Source organism: Pseudomonas sp. CM25, assembly GCF_013179705.1.
Lineage (GTDB): Bacteria > Pseudomonadota > Gammaproteobacteria > Pseudomonadales > Pseudomonadaceae > Aquipseudomonas.
Map to the genome: position 1 here is coordinate 1 of NZ_JABMCW010000100.1, position 17104 is coordinate 17104.

The window sequence follows — 17104 nt, forward strand, 5'->3', positions numbered from 1 at the left end:
TCGCTGGCAAACCGGAAGTGCCGGGTGTCATGCAGCAGGCCCATGGTGGTGATGCCCAATTCGATCACTTCGAAGAAGCTGGTGTTGACCTGGTCCAGGTAGCAGATGCCCAGATCGAGCTGGTTGCGGCTAAGGCCGTCGATGACCTGTTCCGAGCTCAGCGAACTGAGCTGGAAGTGCAGCTCCGGGTATTTTTCCCGCAGCGGCAGCAGCAGGTGCATGGGGTTGAAACTGGCCAGCGGCACCGTGCCCAGGCGCAGGCTGCCGACCACCTGGCCACGGCAACTGGCGGCTTCGGCCTGCAGGCCGTCGTGGGCGGCCAGCAGGGTGCGGGCCCAGGCCAGAATGCGCTCGCCGGCCTCGGTGAAGCCCTCGAAGCGCTGGCCACGCTTGACCAGTACCAGGTCCAGTTCGTCTTCCAGGTTGCGCAGGCGCATGGACAGCGTCGGCTGGGTGATGTGGCACAGCGCCGCCGCCTGGCCGAAGTGGCGGGTCTGGTCGAGGGCGATGAGGAACTTGAGCTGCTTGATGTCCATGGAGGTGCCTGGCATGCGGGGTGTGTTGACCTTAACCAACTCTGCGGTGGCTGGCCATTGTTTGATGGTGCCTGTGCGTGCCCCGTCGCTGGCAAGCCAGCTCACTCAGGACATTGCCCTCAAGGCCTGCGCCGTACCTGTGGGAGCTGGCTTGCCGGCGATAGGGCCGGTAAAGGCAGCGATAGACCTTGTCGATGAAGCAGTTCGCCATATCGATTGGACGCTTTCAGCCCATGTCTCTAGCGTGGCGCAAATGCCATTCAAGGAGCTACACCGTGCGCGTCCAACCCGATGCGGTCTTCGTCCCGCTGAACATCGCCGTACTGACCGTCAGCGACACCCGTTCCTATGACAACGACACCTCTGGCCAGCTGCTGGCCAGCCGTTCGGTGGAGATCGGCCATCGCCTGGTGGCGCGGGCGCTGCTCAAGGACGACCTGTACAAGATCCGCGCTCAGGTGGCCACCTGGATTGCCGATGAACAGGTGCAGGTGGTGCTGATTACCGGCGGTACCGGCTTTACCGGCCGCGACAGCACGCCGGAGGCGGTCGAGTGCCTGCTGGACAAGCGCATCGACGGTTTTGGCGAGCTGTTCCGGGCGCTGTCGATTCTGGATATCGGCACCTCGACCGTGCAGAGCCGAGCCTTGGCCGGGTTGTCCAACCGCACGCTGGTGTGCTGCCTACCCGGCTCCACCGGGGCATGCCGCACGGCCTGGGAGGGGATTCTGGCGGAGCAGCTGGATGCCCGCCACCGGCCGTGCAACTTCGTCAAGCATCTGATCCCCGGTCAGAATGCGGGTGAGGTGTAGGCTCTGTATGAAAAGTCTTGATACTCGGTGATGCTGCGTTGAAAACAGCCTCGGAATGTTCATTTACAACCCGTAAAGTCGGGCGCGACCCCGGCCGTTCCTCGGCTGTTTTCGCCTTGCCTGATTTTCGTCTCAAGACTTTTCACACAGCGCCTAGTATTGAGTGTCTTGATCAGATTTACATGCCCTTTGCAAAGTTCAGTCATCTGAAAGGGCTTAACTACCTGTGGGTTTGAAGCGGGTTCCAGCATCGAATTCTCGAATAAGCTTCATATAGCTTTGACTGTCCCACTCTGGGCTAATTTGCGATGTCTGAAAATAGGTCTGTTCTAGGCCCGCCTCCCTAAGCCGTAAGTTGGCTAGCTGCCTAAGGAGGTCATTTTGGTTGGCTTTAAAGTACTTGCTCGTTACAATTCCGAGAGGTAATGGTGCTTCCAAGATATGCTCAGCGCGTTCGACAAAGGTTTGAAGAGGGCGATTGAGTCGTTTGCTTCCTGCTATTTTGCCTTCGGCAAATCCCCATTTGGACCCGAAATCTCTGCCGAAGTCAAATCCTGATGCATATCCCTCCTTAAGGCCTTTGTTATACCCAGAAGAATGGCCGGCACTGAATCCTTCTTCATACCCCTGTTGTCGGCCACGCTCAAATGCGGCATCTATTTTTTTAGTATTGGGCTTTATTCGTAGTACATTCTTTTTAAACCATTGCCAGCGCGACATTCCGGAAGGGTCGGTGTAGTTTACCGGGTCGCACCCACAGTAAGCATACCCATTGATATCCCCTTCTGCGAAAGGGCTTCGGTCGTCATAGCTGTTGAATCTCATTGTTGTCGGGTTGAAAGCTCGGCGGCTGCCTAATAAATAGTATCCTGTCACAGCTTGACGCAGTTGGCCGGTAAAGCCGAGTAGTGAGTTGATTTGAAATGGATCGATAAACCCGTATGGGGTGAATGTAAAGTTGTGGTGCTTGGAGTTTATTGAATTGGCTATTGCAGAATTCAGGTGGTCGGTGCTTGGCATGCGGATTTGGGTTGTTGCGTTCTCGGTCATTAGTGCTTTTTCAATAAGTGGCACTTGGTTGTCGCGCATGATGGCGGTATGCTCCTGATTTTGAATAAGCGAGCTTAATGTGTTTCCGTTGTAAAATAGGTGTCGAGAATTTGAGCTGCTCACGGGGGCAGTAAAGGTAAGCTAACCATAAATGACTTCTGGCTGCTTTAAAACTGGTAAAAATGATAGTAGCTTCAAGGTTGAGGTAGATATAAACAGCCTTTTAAATTACTCAGCGCAATACATAGTCCACAGGTAGGAGCACCGAGGGTAGCGGCTCGACACCGAGAGCGGCAAGTACATCCCGCTCCACCGTCCGCACCATGGCATCGGTAGGCAGGTCATTCTCATCCCGCCCGAACGGGTCTTCCAGTTCGTTGCCAATCGCATCCAGCCCGAAGAACGTGTAACCCACGATGGTAGTGAACAGCGGCGCCAGCCAGCCCAGCGGCTCGGCCAGGGCAAATGGCAGCAAAATGCAGAAGATGTAGATGGTGCGGTGCAGCAGCAGGGTGTAGGGAAACGGCAATGGCGTGCCCTTGATCCGCTCGCAAGTGGCCTGCACTTCGGTCAGGCCCACCAGCCGCTGCTCCAGCAGGCTGTAGCGCCAGTCGCTGATGTGCTGTTGAGCCGCCAACTGCGAGCAATGCGCGCCAATCTCTTGCAGGATGCCATCACAGACATTGTGCGGGCTGACGGCTTCGGGTCGTGCCAGCCAAGGGCGGGCAGCCGCCAGGTCATCCTCGTTGCGCAAACGCGCATTCAGCGCATGGGCAAAGCCGCACAGGCTGCGCAGCAGCTCGGTACGCAGGTTCTCGTCGGCAATCACCACGCTTTCGCGTATGAACGAGCGGGTTTCGATAATCAGCTTGCCCCAGGCCTTGCGCCCCTCCCACCAGCGGTCGTAGCAGGCGTTGTTGCGAAAACTCATGAAAATCGACAGCGACAGCCCCAGCAAGGTGAAAGGCGTGGCGCTGACCGGGTAGAAAAACGCCGGGTAGTGGCGCTCGACCAGCACGATCAGCGCCGCCAGCAGTGTGACCATCAGACAGCGCAGGGCGATGCGCTTGACGATCGAACCTTTGAGGGTGAACAGCACGCGCAGCACATCGGGGGTGGGGTGGACGATCATGTCAATCCAGAGGCGGGCGATCAGCCGCCGGTCATGTTCATGAAGCGCAGGATCTGCACGTCGCCACCGACTTCAAAGTGATGACGGTAGGGCTTGAGGTGCAGCGAGTCGCGGATGGCCTTTTCCAGGCGGGCGGGGTTGCCTGGGTGGGCGCGCAGCACCTGTTTCAGGTCTACCGAGTGCTCATTGCCCAGGCACAGCAGCAGGCGGCCTTCGACGGTGAGGCGCACGCGGTTGCAGGTGGCGCAGAAGTTGTGGCTGTGCGGCGAGATGAAGCCGACGCGGGTGTTGGCGGCTTCGGCCAGGCGCCAGTAACGGGCCGGGCCCTGGGACGACTCGGTCGATTCGATCAGGGTGAACTGCTCGGCAAGCAGCGCGCGTACCTCGTCGCTGGAACAGAACGACTCGCCACGCTCATGCTCGCTGATCACCCCCAGCGGCATTTCCTCGATGAAGGTGATGTCCAGCTCGCGGTCGATGGCAAAGCGTACCAGGTCGACCAGTTCGTGGTCGTTGCGGCCCTTCAGCACCACGCAGTTGAGCTTGGTGCGCTGGAAGCCGGCCCGGCGTGCAGCGTCGATGCCGGCGATGACCTGGTGCAGGTCGCCGGTGCGGGTCAGTTGCTTGAAACGTTCGGCATCCAGGCTGTCGAGGCTGATGTTCAGGCGTGATACGCCTGCGTCGAACAGCGGCTGGGCCAGGCGCCCGAGTTGCGAGCCGTTGCTGGTCATGCACAACTCACGCAGGCCGGGCAGGGCAGCGATGCGCCCGCACAGGTCGACGATGCCCTGGCGTACCAGCGGCTCGCCGCCGGTGAGGCGGATCTTGCGGGTGCCGAGGGCGACAAACCGCTCGGCTACCTGGAACAGTTCTTCGAGGCTGAGGATCTGCTGGCGCGGCAGAAACTGCATGTCTTCGGCCATGCAGTACACGCAGCGGAAGTCGCAGCGATCAGTGACCGACATCCGCAGGTAGTCGATTTTCCGGTTGAAGCCGTCGATCAGGGCCCGGCTGTTCTGTTCCACGTTTGCGCTCGGATGGGATGGGTTCAACTCCAAGCTATAACCTGGCTGGCGGGGCGTCAAATTGCTTTGGCCGACTGGGTGATCAATGGCCTCTATCACTTGGCACACAGCCTCTTCGGCGCCGGCAGGCCCATGATCGAAAGCGCTTATCAAACCGTAAGATCTTTCGATTGGACGCCCCACCCCCCGCTCCATACGCTTGCGAAAAGCATCGAAGCGTGAGGATTCATCGCATGAGCCAGGACGAACACATCAGGGACTACAAAGGCGCCGCCGCCGGCTGGGGGGCGCTGAAGAGCGTGACCAAGAGCTGGCTGGGTAGCGAGAACGCCTTCAAGAACCTGCGGGCCATGCTCAAGACCAACCAGAACGGCGGCTTCGACTGCCCCGGCTGCGCCTGGGGCGAGTCGCCGGAAAGCGACATGGTCAAGTTCTGCGAAAACGGCGCCAAGGCGGTCAACTGGGAGGCCACCGGGCGGTCGGTGGACCCGGCATTCTTCGCCAGGTACAGCGTCAGCGCACTGAAGGACCAGAGCGACTACTGGCTCGAATACCAGGGCCGCCTTACCCACCCCATGCGCTACGACGCCGCCACCGACCACTACGTGGAAACCACCTGGCAAGAGGCCTTCGAACTGGTCGCCAGGCACCTGCGTGCGCTGCAGTCGCCGGATGAGGCCGAGTTCTACACCTCCGGCCGGGCCAGCAACGAGGCGGCGTTTCTCTATCAGCTATTCGTACGTGCCTACGGCACCAACAACTTCCCCGATTGCTCGAACATGTGCCACGAAGCAAGCGGCGCGGGCATGTCGGAAACCCTCGGGGTAGGCAAAGGTACCGTGGTGTTCCACGACCTGGAGCTGGCGGACGCGATCTTCGTCATCGGCCAGAACCCCGGCACCAACCACCCGCGCATGCTCGAACCGCTGCGCGAGGCGGTGAAGCGCGGTGCCCAGGTGGTGTGCTTCAACCCGCTCAAGGAGCGCGGCCTGGAGCGTTTCCAGCACCCGCAGCACCCGTTCGAAATGCTCAGCAACGGCTCCGAGCCGACCTCCAGCGCCTACTTCCGCCCGGCCCTGGGTGGCGACATGGCGGCCATGCGTGGCATCGCCAAGTTTCTCCTGCAATGGGAACGTGAGGCCCAGGCCAAGGGCGAGCCGGCCGTGTTCGACCATGCCTTCATCGCCGAGCACACCAGTGGCGTCGATGACTACCTGGCGGCGGTGGACGCCACCTCCTGGGAACACATCGTCAAGCAGTCAGGCCTGACCCTGGCCGAGATCGAACTGGCCGCGCGCATGTACCGCAAGGCCGAGCGGGTCATCATGTGCTGGGCCATGGGCGTCACCCAGCATCGCCATTCGGTGCCGACCGTGCAGGAAATCGTCAACCTGCAGCTGCTGCGCGGCAACGTCGGCAAGCCCGGCGCCGGCCTGTCGCCGGTGCGAGGTCACAGCAACGTGCAGGGCGACCGCACCATGGGTATCGACGAGAAGCCCAAGGCGGCGCTGCTCGACGCCCTCGAAAAACGCTTCCAGTTCCGTGTGCCGCGTGCCCACGGGCACAACGCGGTGCTGGCGATCAAGGCCATGGAAGAGCGGCGGGCCAAGGTGTTCATCGCCCTTGGCGGCAACTTTGCCCAGGCCACCCCGGACACCCCACGCACCCATGCGGCGCTGCAGAACTGCGCGCTGACCGTGCAGATTTCCACCAAGCTCAACCGCTCGCACCTGGTCACCGGCCGCGATGCCTTGATCCTGCCGTGCCTGGGCCGTACCGAGATCGACCTGCAGGACGAAGGGCCACAAGGCGTGACCGTGGAGGACACCTTCAGCATGGTGCACATCTCCAACGGCCAGTTGCGCCCGCGCTCGCCGCACATGCGCTCGGAGCCCTGGATCGTTGCCGGCATGGCCAAGGCTACGCTGGGCAACCAGCCGATCGACTGGGAGTATGCGGTGGCCGATTACGACCGTATTCGCGACATGATCGCTGACGTTATTCCTGGCTTCACCGACTTCAATGAGCGGCTGAACAGCCCGGGCGGTTTCCACCTGGGCAACAACGCCGCCGACCGCAACTTCCGCACCGCCACCGGCAAGGCCCGGTTCATGCCTCACGCGCTCCCCGAGGAATTGATCAACGCCAAGGTGCTGGCACGCGGCGACAAGCCCGACCTGATCCTGCAGACCCTGCGTTCGCACGACCAGTACAACACTACCCTGTACGGCCTGGATGACCGCTACCGCGGCGTGTTCGGCCTGCGCGAAGTGGTGTTCGTCAACGAGGCTGACATTCGCCGGCTGGGCTTCGAGCCGGGTGAGCAGGTGGACCTGGTGTCGCTGTGGGAGGATGGCGTGGAGCGGCGCGTGTCGGGGTTCCGCCTGGTGGCGTATGACGTGCCGGAAGGGCAGGCGGCGGCGTATTACCCGGAGACCAACCCGCTGGTGCCGCTGGAGAGTTATGGCGAGGGGACCTATACGCCGACGTCGAAGTTTGTCGCGATCAAGGTCGAAAAGGCCAAAGTCGGGAACCGGATTGCGGCGGTGTTGGCCTCGGATTGATGGGTTGTCTGTGCTGGCCTCTTCGCGGGTAAACCCGCTCCCACAGGATCACCACAGATTTCAGGGCTGTGGTGATCCTGTGGGAGCGGGTTTACCCGCGAAGAATCCAGCACCGATCAGGATCGATGCACCGGATAGGCGGTGGTGTACTTCATCTGCTCCATGGCAAAACTTGAGGTGATGTTGGAAAGCCCATCGGTACTGGTGATCAGTTTTTTGTAGAACCGGTCATACGCCGCAATATCCCCCACCACCACCCGCAGCATGTAGTCCCAGTCCCCGGACATGCGATAGAACTCCATCACCTCCTCGAACCCGCTCACGGTAACGGCAAACTGCTCCAGCCAGGCGCTGTCGTGGCGCTGGGTCTTGAGCTGGACGAACACGGTCAGCCCCAGCCCCAGCCGTTCGGGATCGAGCAGGGCGACACGGCCAAGAATGTAGCCGTCGTCCTCCAGGCGCTTGACCCGCTTCCAGCACGGCGTGGTCGACAGGTTGACGGCCTCGGCCAGGTCCTTCAGCGAGAGCGAGGCGTCGCGCTGAAGCAGGGTAAGAATGTGCTGGTCGAAACTGTCCATATCGCGCCATGGCCGTGAAGAAAAATATTTCACAGATTACCCCAAGGCCAGATGATTTGCGTTGTGCGATAGTGACGGCCCTCCCTCTGCCTATGGGCCCGACCATGTCCGACAAGCCGCGCAATTTCGCCACCCGTACCATCCACGCCGGCGAACAGTTCAGCGTCGCCGATAACGCCATCTTCCCGGCCATCGTCACCGCCAGCTCATTCACCAAGCGCAGCCTGGACGACAAGCCGGAATACTCGTACAGCCGCGTCGGCAACCCCACTCGGCATGCCTACGAAACCTGTGTCGCCGCGCTGGAAGAAGGCGTCGGTGCGGTCGCTTGCGCCTCGGGGGTGAACGCCACCGCGACGGTGCTCGAACTGCTGCCCAAAGATGCCCATGTGGTGGTGATGAACGGCGTGTACGGCGGCACCTTCCGCATCCTGGAGGATTATCGCAGCCGCACCTCGGGCCTGACCACCACCTATGTCGACCTCAACGACCTCGAGGCCGTGGCTGCCGCGATCAAGCCTGAGACCCAGCTGATCTGGATCGAGTCGCCGACCAACCCACTGCTGCACCTGGTCGATATCAAGGCGGTGTGCGACCTGGCCAAGGCGCGGGGCATCCTCACCTGCATCGACAACACCTTCTGCTCACCGTGGAACCAGCGCCCGATCACCTTGGGCGTCGACCTGGTGATGCACTCGGCCAGCAAGTACATCGGCGGCCATTCGGACCTGACCGGTGGCGTGGTGGTGGCGGCCAACGATACGCTGCTGGCGCGCCTGCGTCGTATCAGCATGGCGATTGGCGCCGTGCAGGGGCCGTTCGATTGCTACCTGGCCCTGCGCGGCCTGAAAACCCTGGATGTGCGCATGGAGCGCCATTGCGCCAATGCCCTGCAGGTGGCACGCTTTCTGGAAAGCCACGCCCAGGTCGAGCAGGTGTATTACCCGGGGCTGGAAAGCCACCCGCAGCATGAACTGTGCAAACGCCAGATGCGCAGCGGCGGGGCGGTGGTGGCGATGAAGGTCAAAGGCGATCGCGCCGCGCTGAACCGCCTGGTGGAGGCGCTGCAGATCTTTGTGCTGGCTGACTCGCTGGGCGGGGTTGAAAGCATGATCAACCACTCGTGGAGCATGTCGCACTGCTCGCTGAGCCCGGAGCAGAAAGGCGTGATGGGGATCAGCGAGAACCTGCTGCGGTTGTCGGTGGGGATCGAGGATTACCGTGACCTGGTCGAAGACCTTGATGGTGCTTTAAACGCGCTGGTTGCTGTTTAAAGGCTGCTGGCCCAATCGCCGGCAAGCCAGCTCCCACAGGGTTCGGAATGTTGTGGTGTACCTGTGGGAGCTGGCTTGCCGGCGATTGGGCCGGTGAGTTCGATAAAGATGTCAGGTCAGGATTTGGGCGGATGGATGATCCGTTCGATCTTGTCCTTGATCAGCAGCCGCTCCTTGCGCAAGCGGTTGACGGCATCGTCGTTGGTACCGTTACCCTCGGCGGCCACCACCTCCTTGTCCTTGGCGTTGTATTCCTTGTGCAGTGCGTGCAGCGCCTGGTCTTTGTCGATGAGCGCCTGGAAGTCGTCAGCGGTAACGTGCAGGTCAGCGAGCAGATCATGCGGAACTGGCATTTCTTCACCTCTGTCAGGGTTGTCGGTTAGGTCCTGACCACTGAGGATAGCCTGCCTTTGCGCTGGCGGTTGAGGGTTGCCAGGCTGAATGGCAGCTGAATCAAGTCCAGGTAATTGATAAAAGCCGCTGACTCACGAAATTGTTACCAACTTTTTCACGAAAAATTGATGCTCTGCTTTCTAGAGTTCGCCCAACTTTCCCACGGTGTCATTTGGCCGGGGGTTGATAATCACTCTTGAATGCGAACACTGATGCTCAACTTCAAACCCCTGCGGACTGAATGGGTCACGCTGCTGGCCAGCCTTTACCTGCTGATTGGCATGAACATGTTTCTCTGGGGGCACCTGCAAGAGGTCGTGCCCGCCGGCCTGTCCGGGCTGTGGCTGAGCCTGGCGTTCGCCGTGCTGATGCTGTTTGCATTCAACCTGATATTGACGCTGTTTGCCTTCCGTTATGTATTGAAACCGCTGTTGATCCTGATGTTCATGAGTGGCGCCGGCGTCGCTTACTTCATGAATCAATACGGTGTACTTATTGACGCCGGCATGTTCCGCAACATGGCTGAGACCAATACGGCCGAAGTACTCGATTTGATGTCGTTGAAGTTTGCCGCTTATATCCTGCTGCTGGGTGTATTGCCTTCACTGCTGCTGTGGAAAGCGCCCATCGCCTACCGTGCCTGGCACCGCGAGCTGCTGGGCAAGCTGGTAGTCAGTGGCGCCTGCGTAGTGGCCCTGGGTTCGGTGGCACTGGTCAACTACCAGGGCTTGTCGTCGCTGTTTCGCAACCACCACGAACTGCGCCTGATGCTCACCCCCAGCAATATCGTCGGTGCCTCCATTGGTTATGTCAGCGAGCGTGTCGGTACTGCATCGCGCCCGTTCCAGCACTACGGCGAAGATGCCAGGCGCGATGCCGCCTGGCAAAAGCATGAACGCAAGTCGCTGACCGTACTGGTGGTCGGTGAAAGTGCGCGGGCAGACCATTTCGGTGTACTGGGTTACGACCGTGACACCACGCCGAACCTGGCCAGGCAGCAGGGCCTGCTGGCGTTTTCCGACGTGCACTCGTGCGGTACGGAAACCGCCGTTTCGGTGCCGTGCATGTTCTCGGGCATGAAGCGCAAGGACTACGACGCCCGGGTGGCAAAGAACCGCGAAGGGCTGCTGGACATCCTCCAGCGGGCCGGCCTGGCCGTGCAGTGGCGCGACAACCAGTCGGGCTGCAAGGGCACCTGCGACCGCGTGCAGTTCATCGATGTCAGCAACCTCAAGGACCCCGAGTTGTGCGCCAATGGCGAGTGCCATGACCAGATCCTGCTGCAGGGCCTGGGCGAGCTGATCGACAATCTCGACAAGGACACGGTGCTGGTACTGCACCAGATGGGCAGCCACGGCCCCGAGTATTTCAAGCGCTACCCTGGCGCCGACCAGCGCTTCGCCCCGGTGTGCCAGAGCAACGCCCTGAACCAGTGCAGCGAGCAGGAAATCATCAACGGCTATGACAATACCCTGGCCTATACCGACAAGGTGCTGTCTTCGTTGATCGATACCCTGCGCAGCAAGCAGGACAAGGTCGACACAGCCATGATCTACCTGTCCGACCACGGCGAATCGCTGGGCGAGTACAACCTGTTCCTGCACGGCACGCCTTATGCCATCGCCCCCGAGCAGCAGAAGCATGTGCCGCTGCTGACCTGGTTCTCCGACAGCTACAAGGAGGACTTCGGCGTCGACACCGACTGCCTCGCCAAGCTCAGCGATGCCCCGCTGTCGCAGGACAACCTGTTCCATTCGATGCTCGGCCTGTTGCAGGTGCACACCGAGGTGTACCAACAGTCGCTGGACATGTTCGCCAGCTGCCGCCCCTGGTTGACGGCCAAGCGCTGAAGCCCGTCGCGGTCGTGCAGGCTTGCGCTGTCCCTGTCTGCGGACAAGCCCGTGCCATGCACCGTGTCGCCTTCTTCGCGGGTGCGCCCGCCACCACAGGGGCGGCCCCGCACATGCAAAACTGCACCATTGATCGATATCAAGGATGGCCCGGGTTTCACCAGCAGTGCCCGCGCCGTATATACTGCGCGCCAATGTTAGTGGGAGAGCCTCGTGGCCATCGAAATACACTGGATCCGTGACGACCAGAGCCTGGCCGAACACTGCCGCGACTGGTGCAAATTGCCCTTCGTCGCCGTCGACACCGAATTCATGCGGGTCGACACGTTTTACCCGAAAGCCGGGCTGATCCAGATCGGCGACGGCGTGCGGGCTTTCCTCATCGACCCGTTGCTGATCAGCAACTGGCAGCCGCTGGGCGAACTGCTCGAAGATGCCGGTGTGGTGAAGGTACTGCACGCCTGCAGCGAAGACCTTGAAGTGCTGCTGCGCCTGACCGGCAAGCTGCCTCAACCGCTGTTCGACACCCAGCTGGCCGCCGGGTACCTGAACCTGGGGTTCTCCATGGGCTATTCGCGCCTGGTGCAAGAGGTGCTGGGCATCGAGTTGCCCAAGGGCGAAACCCGCTCCGACTGGCTGCAACGCCCGCTGTCCGAGACCCAGGTCAGCTATGCCGCCGAGGATGCCGTGCACCTGGCCGAGCTGTTTACCGCCCTGCGCCCGCGCCTGTCCGAAGACAAATATGCCTGGGTGCTGGAAGACGGCGCCGAACTGGTTGCCCAGCTGCGCCGCGAAGTCGAGCCAGAAAGCCTCTACCGCGACGTCAAGCTGGCCTGGAAGCTGGCGCCTCAGCAACTGGCGGTACTGCGTGAGCTGTGCGCCTGGCGCGAGCGCGAAGCGCGCAACCGCGATGTGCCGCGCAACCGCATCCTCAAGGAGCACTCGCTGTGGCCTATTGCCAAGAGTCAGCCGAGCAACCTGTCGGCGCTGGCCAAGATCGACGATATGCACCCGCGCACCATTCGCCAGGACGGTGAGTTCCTTATTCAGCTGATCAAGCGCGCCGCCAGCCTGCCTGCCGAGCAGTGGCCAGCGGTGTTGCCCGAGCCTCTGCCGATCGAGGCCGCCGGCATCCTCAAGCAGCTGCGCGCCATCGGTCAGGCCGAAGGTGAGCGCCTGGGCATTGTCCCCGAGCTGATGCTGCGCAAGAAGGCCCTGGAAGCGCTGCTCAAGAGCGGCTACCCGAACGGTCCTTATCAACTGCCCGATTCGCTGCGCGGCTGGCGCCGTGAGCGCATGGGCCAGGCCCTGCTGGACAACCTGGCAGGCGCCGGAGAGACCCGATGAAACGCATTTGCTCGATCTACAAGAGCCCCCGCAAGAACGAAATGTACCTGTACGTGCTCAAGGCCGACGGCCTGGACCGCGTACCCGAAGCCCTGCTGCCGGCCTTTGGTACCCCTATTCACGCCTTCGACCTGGTGCTCACCCCCGAGCGCAAGCTGGCGCGCGAGGACATCACCAAGGTGCTGGAGAACCTAGAAAACCAGGGCTACCACCTGCAGATGCCGCCGTTGGAAGATGAATACATCGAGCACCTGCCTGAAGAGCTGCTGCGCCGTAACGACCCGGTCTGATCATGCGAGTACTGATCGCTGAGCATGACCATGCCCGTTACGCCGAGCTGTTGCACGAAGCCGCCCCAGACGCAGAAATCCTGACCAGCGGCGACTCTGCCGAACTGGCCTGCCAGGCAGCACAATGCCCGGTGTGGCTGGGCCAGCCAGACCTGCTGGCAACCCTGCTGCGGCAGGGGCTCAAGCCGGCCTGGATGCAGTCGACCTGGGCCGGTGTCACGCCGTTGCTGGCCGAAGGCCTGCCGCGTGATTACCGCCTGAGCCGTGCGGTGGGCATCTTCGGCCAGGTGATGGCCGAGTACATGCTCACCTATATGCTCGGCCACGAGCGCGAAGTGCTGTCGCGACTGGTCAGCCAGGTGGAGCGGCGCTGGGATGACCGCCCGGGGTGCAGCCTTGAAGGGCGCAAGGTGCTGATTGTCGGTACCGGTGACATTGGCCAGCGTGTGGCCGAGTTCCTGCAGCCATTTGGCGTGGCGTTGTACGGCGTTGCCAGCAGCGCCCGTGCACAGGCGCCGTTCGTCGAGGTGGCGGCGCTGGCCGACCTGCCGCGCATGGTCGGGCAAGTGGACTACGTGCTCAACCTGTTGCCGGATACCCCGGCCACCCATGACCTGTATGACGCGGCGCTGTTCAAGTGCTTCCAGCCCACTACGCTGTTCATCAATGCCGGGCGTGGCGTGGCGGTGGTCGATGCCGACCTGGTAGCGGCGCTGAAGGAAGGCCACTTGGCCGGCGCGGTGATCGATGTGTGCCGGCAGGAGCCACTGCCCAAGCAGCATCCGTTCTGGACCGCCTGGGGCTTGCTGCTGACCGGGCACAGCTCGGCGCCTACCTCCCCGGCGGCGATGGTGCGGTTGTTTGTCGAGAATGTGCGGGCGTATGAAGCAGGGCAGGGGATGCGTGGCGAAGTCGACTTCGCTCGGGGCTATTGATTTGCAGTGCTTGTACCGGCCTCTTCGCGGGTGAACCCGCTCCCACACAGCTTGCAAAGTACCTGAGTAATGTGGGTACCTGTGGGAGCGGGTTCACCCGCGAAGAGGCCGGTACAGCCGACACAAGGCTTACAGGCTGAAATCACCCTCGGCAGCCAGCTCGCTCAAAGGCTTGCGCGGGGTCGGCGCTTCACGGGCCTGCAGCGCCTCGTCCAGGCTGGCCTTGTCACCGAGCTTGCCGATCGCCACCATGGCATGCAGCACGTAGCCTTCGGGCACCTTCAGTTCCTGACGCGCCAGGTCCTGGTCGAAACCGGCCATGCCATGGGTATGCCAGCCGCTGATGCTGGCCTGCAGGGCCAGGTGGCCTCAGGCGGAGCCTGTGTCGAAGGTATGCCACAGCGCCGGCTTTTCTTCCGTGGCGCCAGGTGCCGCGAAGGTGGTCCTGGACATGATCAGCACCAGCGCCGACGCCTGTTGCGCCCAGCTGCGGTTGAACGGCACCAGCAGGTTCAGGTAACGCTCCCAGTTTGGTGTGTCACGGCGGGCATAAAGAAAGCGCCAAGGCTGCGAGTTGCAACGACTGACAAGCGGTCTGGCTTTGCCGAAGGCCAGGCTCTAGACTGGCGCCGCCGCGCGCCGTGGCCCCAAGATGAATGCAGGAACTCCGTGTGATGATCGCTGAAAACGCGCCGTTCTGGCGGCGCAAGACCCTCGAACAACTCAGCCCGCAAGAGTGGGAGTCGCTGTGCGACGGCTGCGGCCTGTGCTGCCTGCAAAAGCTGGAAGACGAGGACGACAACAGCGTCTATTACACGCGTATCGCCTGCAAGCTGCTGGACCTCGAAACCTGCCAGTGCAGCGACTACCCCAATCGTTTCGCCCACGTGCCTGACTGCATCCAGCTCACCCGGGGCAAGGCCGACCAGTTCAAGTGGCTGCCCAGCACCTGTGGCTACCGCCTGGTCAGCGAGGGCAAGGACCTGCCGGCCTGGCACCACCTGATCTGCGGTGACCGCAAGCAGGTGCATGAACAGCGTATTTCCCAGTCGGGGCGTATGCTCAGTGAGCACGATGTGCACGAAGACGACTGGGAAGACCACCTGATCTTCCGCGCCAGCTGAGCGGCGCGGCCCGCTGCCACGGGGAACAAGGAGTTTCTGTATGCGTTGTCAGCTGTTGTTGCTTGTAGGCCTGATGGCCAGTGCGCCCGCTTGGGCAAAAAAGGTCGATCTTGATTACCAGGTGCGCCTGTTACCGGCCAGTGGCCAGGCCGAGGTCCGCCTCACCCTGGCCGACGGCAGCGCAGTGCGCAGCCTGGATTTCGACCTGGGCAAGGCCGGGGCCTACAGCGGTTTCCAGGCTGATGGCCAATGGCAGTTGCAGGGCCAGCGCGGCGTGTGGCAGCCCGCAGCGGGCAAGACCAGCCTCAGCTACCGCGTGCAGTTGGACCAGAAGCTCGGCAGCGGTGCCTATTCATCGCGAATCACCCCGCACTGGGCGCTGTTCATGGGCGACCAGCTGGTGCCACCGGCGCGCCTCGACCAACAGGACGGCACCGAGCTGGTGGCGCGCCTGGCGTTCGACCTGCCCGATGGCTGGAAGAGCATCGAGACATCCTGGCCGCGCGTGGGCAAGGACAAGTTCCGCATCGACAACGTTTCGCGCCTGTTCGACCGCCCGACCGGCTGGATGCTTGCCGGTGACCTGGGCAGCCGCCGCGCCCGCCTGGGCGATACCGAGGTGACCGTGGCCGCGCCGGTCGGGCAGGGCATGCGGCGCATGGACAGCCTGACCTTGCTGACCTTTGTGTGGCCGCAGTTGCAGGCGGTGTTCCCGCGCAACCCGCCCAAGCTGCTGCTGGTCGGTGCCCGGGACGGCATGTGGCGCGGCGCGATGGCGGCGCAGGGTTCTCTGTACCTGCACAGCGCCCGGCCGATGGTGAGCGAGAACGGCAGCAGCCCGTTGCTGCGCGAAGTGGTGCAGTTGTTTGCGCAGATCCGTGGGCGCGACGGCAATGACTGGCTCGTGGAAAGCCTGACCGATTATTACGCCAGCGAGTTGCTGCGCCGTTCGGGCGGGGTGAGCGATGACCGTTACCTGGCCTGGCAGGCACGGCTGAGCAAGCAGGGCGCCAAGGTCACCCGGCTCAAGGCTGACCGCGCAACGCCGGCCCAGGTGGCGCGTGGGGTGATGCTGTTGCAGGCGCTGGACAAGGAAATCCGCATACACACCCAGGCCAAGCGTTCGCTCGATGATGTGGTGCGGGGGCTGATGCGGTTGCCCAGCGTCAGTACCGAGGACTTTGTGCAGATCAGCGAGAACGTGCTGGGGCGGCGTTCCGAGGTGTTGCAGAGCAAAGCGTTGCGCTAAGCATTTCTTTACCTGTACCGGCCTCTCCGCGGGCGCGCCCGCTCCCACCGTGGGTTACTGATTGGCAGGTTGTTGCTCTCCGGTGCTGGCCCTATCGCCGGCAAGCCAGCTCCCACAGGTACTGCACTGCCTTCCAGACTTGCGCACAACCCGTGGGAGCGGGCAAGCCCGCGAAGAGGCCAGCACAGGCTGGTGATATGCATGCAGCCACGAGCCCTTTGTGGGAGCTGGCTTGCCGGCGATAGGGCCCGCCCAGGCAGTGCAAAATCAACCGCCAGCCAACGGATCCTTGCCAGTCACCGTCACCCCGCGCGTCGCCGCCTCGGCACTGGCCTTCAGTGCCTCCAGCTCCGCCCCGCTGCGCTGTATGTCCGCACGCAACCGTTGGTACTCCTGCCGATGGCGCCGCCACCAGGCCTTGGTCGAGCAATGGCCGCTGACCCCGCGCGCCACCGCCAAACCACCCACCACCATCTGCAGCATGCCGACCAGGCCGCCATGGCGCAGGCCCTTGCTCAGCATCAGCGCCCCACCGGCCAGCGAACTGACCCGTTCCAGGCCATGAACATTGTGCTCGGACTGCGCTGCCGGGGAATGAATATCAAGCATGGCAAAGCCTCCTTGGGAAGTGTAAGCAGCTGACCTGCCCGCCGCCGCCATCGTTCAGTCGGCACGCCAAACGACATGCCCTGTCGCGGCGAAGGCTCTGCTAATGCCGCAGGCGTAGTGCTCAATAACTGGCTCCCGCACCTCGATGCCTGATTCTTTGCCCTGAGCATGACGGTGCTGCTGACCCAAGCGGCATGCGCGGCGCGAGGCCTTGTCAGCTGCGTAAGTCTGACGGGTCTGAATGAAAGAGAAGCTCCTGCATGCAAGGTTTTTTTTTGTTTGTGCGGTCCGTGTCGGGCGGACCCTCATCGCCCATTTGTCTGAAATGGATAAATA

17 protein-coding genes and 1 pseudogene are annotated in these 17104 nt (G+C 62.1%); 9 read left to right on the top strand and 9 right to left on the bottom strand.

What is annotated here, in order from left to right; all coding sequences use genetic code 11:
• The coding region (locus HP546_RS13060; RefSeq protein ID WP_172225563.1) for a LysR family transcriptional regulator at positions 1-536 on the bottom strand (536 nt) is incomplete at its 3' end.
• 275 nt (positions 537-811) lie between these two features.
• On the opposite strand from HP546_RS13060, the gene moaB reads away from it, so the two are divergent.
• Complete coding sequence (gene moaB / locus HP546_RS13065; protein WP_172225566.1) at positions 812-1348, top strand: molybdenum cofactor biosynthesis protein B; 537 nt, start codon at positions 812-814, stop codon at positions 1346-1348.
• A gap of 216 nt (positions 1349-1564) precedes the next feature.
• Here moaB and HP546_RS13070 read toward each other — a convergent pair whose 3' ends face one another.
• The 3 genes from HP546_RS13070 to moaA form a co-directional block, all read right to left on the bottom strand.
• Positions 1565-2437 (bottom strand): RHS repeat-associated core domain-containing protein, encoded by an 873-nt coding sequence (locus HP546_RS13070; protein WP_172225569.1) that lies wholly within the window; start codon positions 2435-2437, stop codon positions 1565-1567.
• Between the two features lie 193 nt (positions 2438-2630).
• The gene (locus HP546_RS13075; protein ID WP_172225572.1) at positions 2631-3530 is read right to left on the bottom strand and encodes a bestrophin family protein; all 900 of its coding nucleotides are present in this window, start codon (positions 3528-3530) and stop codon (positions 2631-2633) included.
• Between the two features lie 20 nt (positions 3531-3550).
• Positions 3551-4555 carry a GTP 3',8-cyclase MoaA gene (gene moaA, locus HP546_RS13080; RefSeq protein ID WP_172225575.1) on the bottom strand — a complete coding sequence of 335 codons (1005 nt, stop codon included), beginning with the start codon at positions 4553-4555 and terminating at the stop codon, positions 3551-3553.
• Positions 4556-4788: 233 nt separating this feature from the next.
• Here moaA and HP546_RS13085 point away from each other — a divergent pair, with 233 nt between their 5' ends.
• Positions 4789-7119 carry an FdhF/YdeP family oxidoreductase gene (locus tag HP546_RS13085; RefSeq protein ID WP_172225578.1) on the top strand — a complete coding sequence of 777 codons (2331 nt, stop codon included), beginning with the start codon at positions 4789-4791 and terminating at the stop codon, positions 7117-7119.
• A gap of 116 nt (positions 7120-7235) precedes the next feature.
• Here HP546_RS13085 and HP546_RS13090 read toward each other — a convergent pair whose 3' ends face one another.
• Entirely contained in the window at positions 7236-7697 is a 462-nt protein-coding gene (locus tag HP546_RS13090) for an Lrp/AsnC family transcriptional regulator (RefSeq protein WP_172225581.1), read from the bottom strand.
• 92 nt (positions 7698-7789) lie between these two features.
• Between HP546_RS13090 and HP546_RS13095 the strand changes: the two genes are divergently transcribed.
• A complete protein-coding gene (locus HP546_RS13095; protein WP_172225608.1) occupies positions 7790-8971 on the top strand; it encodes a PLP-dependent aspartate aminotransferase family protein in 1182 nt (393 codons plus the stop codon).
• 116 nt (positions 8972-9087) lie between these two features.
• Here HP546_RS13095 and HP546_RS13100 read toward each other — a convergent pair whose 3' ends face one another.
• Positions 9088-9324 carry a YdcH family protein gene (locus HP546_RS13100; RefSeq protein WP_172225584.1) on the bottom strand — a complete coding sequence of 79 codons (237 nt, stop codon included), beginning with the start codon at positions 9322-9324 and terminating at the stop codon, positions 9088-9090.
• Positions 9325-9576: 252 nt separating this feature from the next.
• Here HP546_RS13100 and HP546_RS13105 point away from each other — a divergent pair, with 252 nt between their 5' ends.
• The 4 genes from HP546_RS13105 (at position 9577) to HP546_RS13120 (ending at position 13786) form a co-directional block, all read left to right on the top strand.
• Positions 9577-11214, top strand: coding sequence for a phosphoethanolamine transferase (locus tag HP546_RS13105; RefSeq protein ID WP_172225587.1), 1638 nt, complete (start codon positions 9577-9579; stop codon positions 11212-11214).
• 213 nt (positions 11215-11427) lie between these two features.
• Positions 11428-12561, top strand: a complete 1134-nt coding sequence (rnd, locus tag HP546_RS13110) for a ribonuclease D (protein WP_172225590.1) — start codon at positions 11428-11430, stop codon at positions 12559-12561.
• The gene (locus HP546_RS13115; protein WP_172225593.1) at positions 12558-12851 is read left to right on the top strand and encodes a YcgL domain-containing protein; all 294 of its coding nucleotides are present in this window, start codon (positions 12558-12560) and stop codon (positions 12849-12851) included. The genes rnd and HP546_RS13115 overlap by 4 nt, the downstream gene beginning before the upstream one ends.
• A 2-nt stretch (positions 12852-12853) precedes the next feature.
• The gene (locus tag HP546_RS13120) at positions 12854-13786 is read left to right on the top strand and encodes a D-2-hydroxyacid dehydrogenase (protein WP_172225596.1); all 933 of its coding nucleotides are present in this window, start codon (positions 12854-12856) and stop codon (positions 13784-13786) included.
• A 129-nt stretch (positions 13787-13915) separates the two neighbouring features.
• On the opposite strand, the pseudogene HP546_RS13125 reads toward HP546_RS13120, so the two are convergent.
• Positions 13916-14371, bottom strand: a pseudogene (locus tag HP546_RS13125) (nitroreductase family protein); the annotation flags it as partial.
• 89 nt (positions 14372-14460) lie between these two features.
• Between HP546_RS13125 and HP546_RS13130 the strand changes: the two are divergent.
• Together HP546_RS13130 and HP546_RS13135 are read left to right on the top strand one after the other, a co-directional pair.
• Positions 14461-14910, top strand: coding sequence for a YcgN family cysteine cluster protein (locus tag HP546_RS13130; RefSeq protein ID WP_172225599.1), 450 nt, complete (start codon positions 14461-14463; stop codon positions 14908-14910).
• Positions 14911-14950: 40 nt separating this feature from the next.
• On the top strand, positions 14951-16159 hold the full coding sequence (locus tag HP546_RS13135) for a hypothetical protein (RefSeq protein ID WP_172225602.1): 1209 nt from the start codon (positions 14951-14953) through the stop codon (positions 16157-16159).
• A gap of 267 nt (positions 16160-16426) precedes the next feature.
• On the opposite strand, the gene HP546_RS13140 is transcribed toward HP546_RS13135, so the two are convergent.
• Both HP546_RS13140 and HP546_RS31115 read right to left on the bottom strand, forming a co-directional pair.
• Positions 16427-16768 carry a DUF2892 domain-containing protein gene (locus HP546_RS13140; protein ID WP_172225605.1) on the bottom strand — a complete coding sequence of 114 codons (342 nt, stop codon included), beginning with the start codon at positions 16766-16768 and terminating at the stop codon, positions 16427-16429.
• A 54-nt stretch (positions 16769-16822) separates the two neighbouring features.
• Positions 16823-17104, bottom strand: a 282-nt coding sequence (locus tag HP546_RS31115) for a hypothetical protein (RefSeq protein WP_218584510.1), incomplete at its 5' end; no start/stop codon positions are given.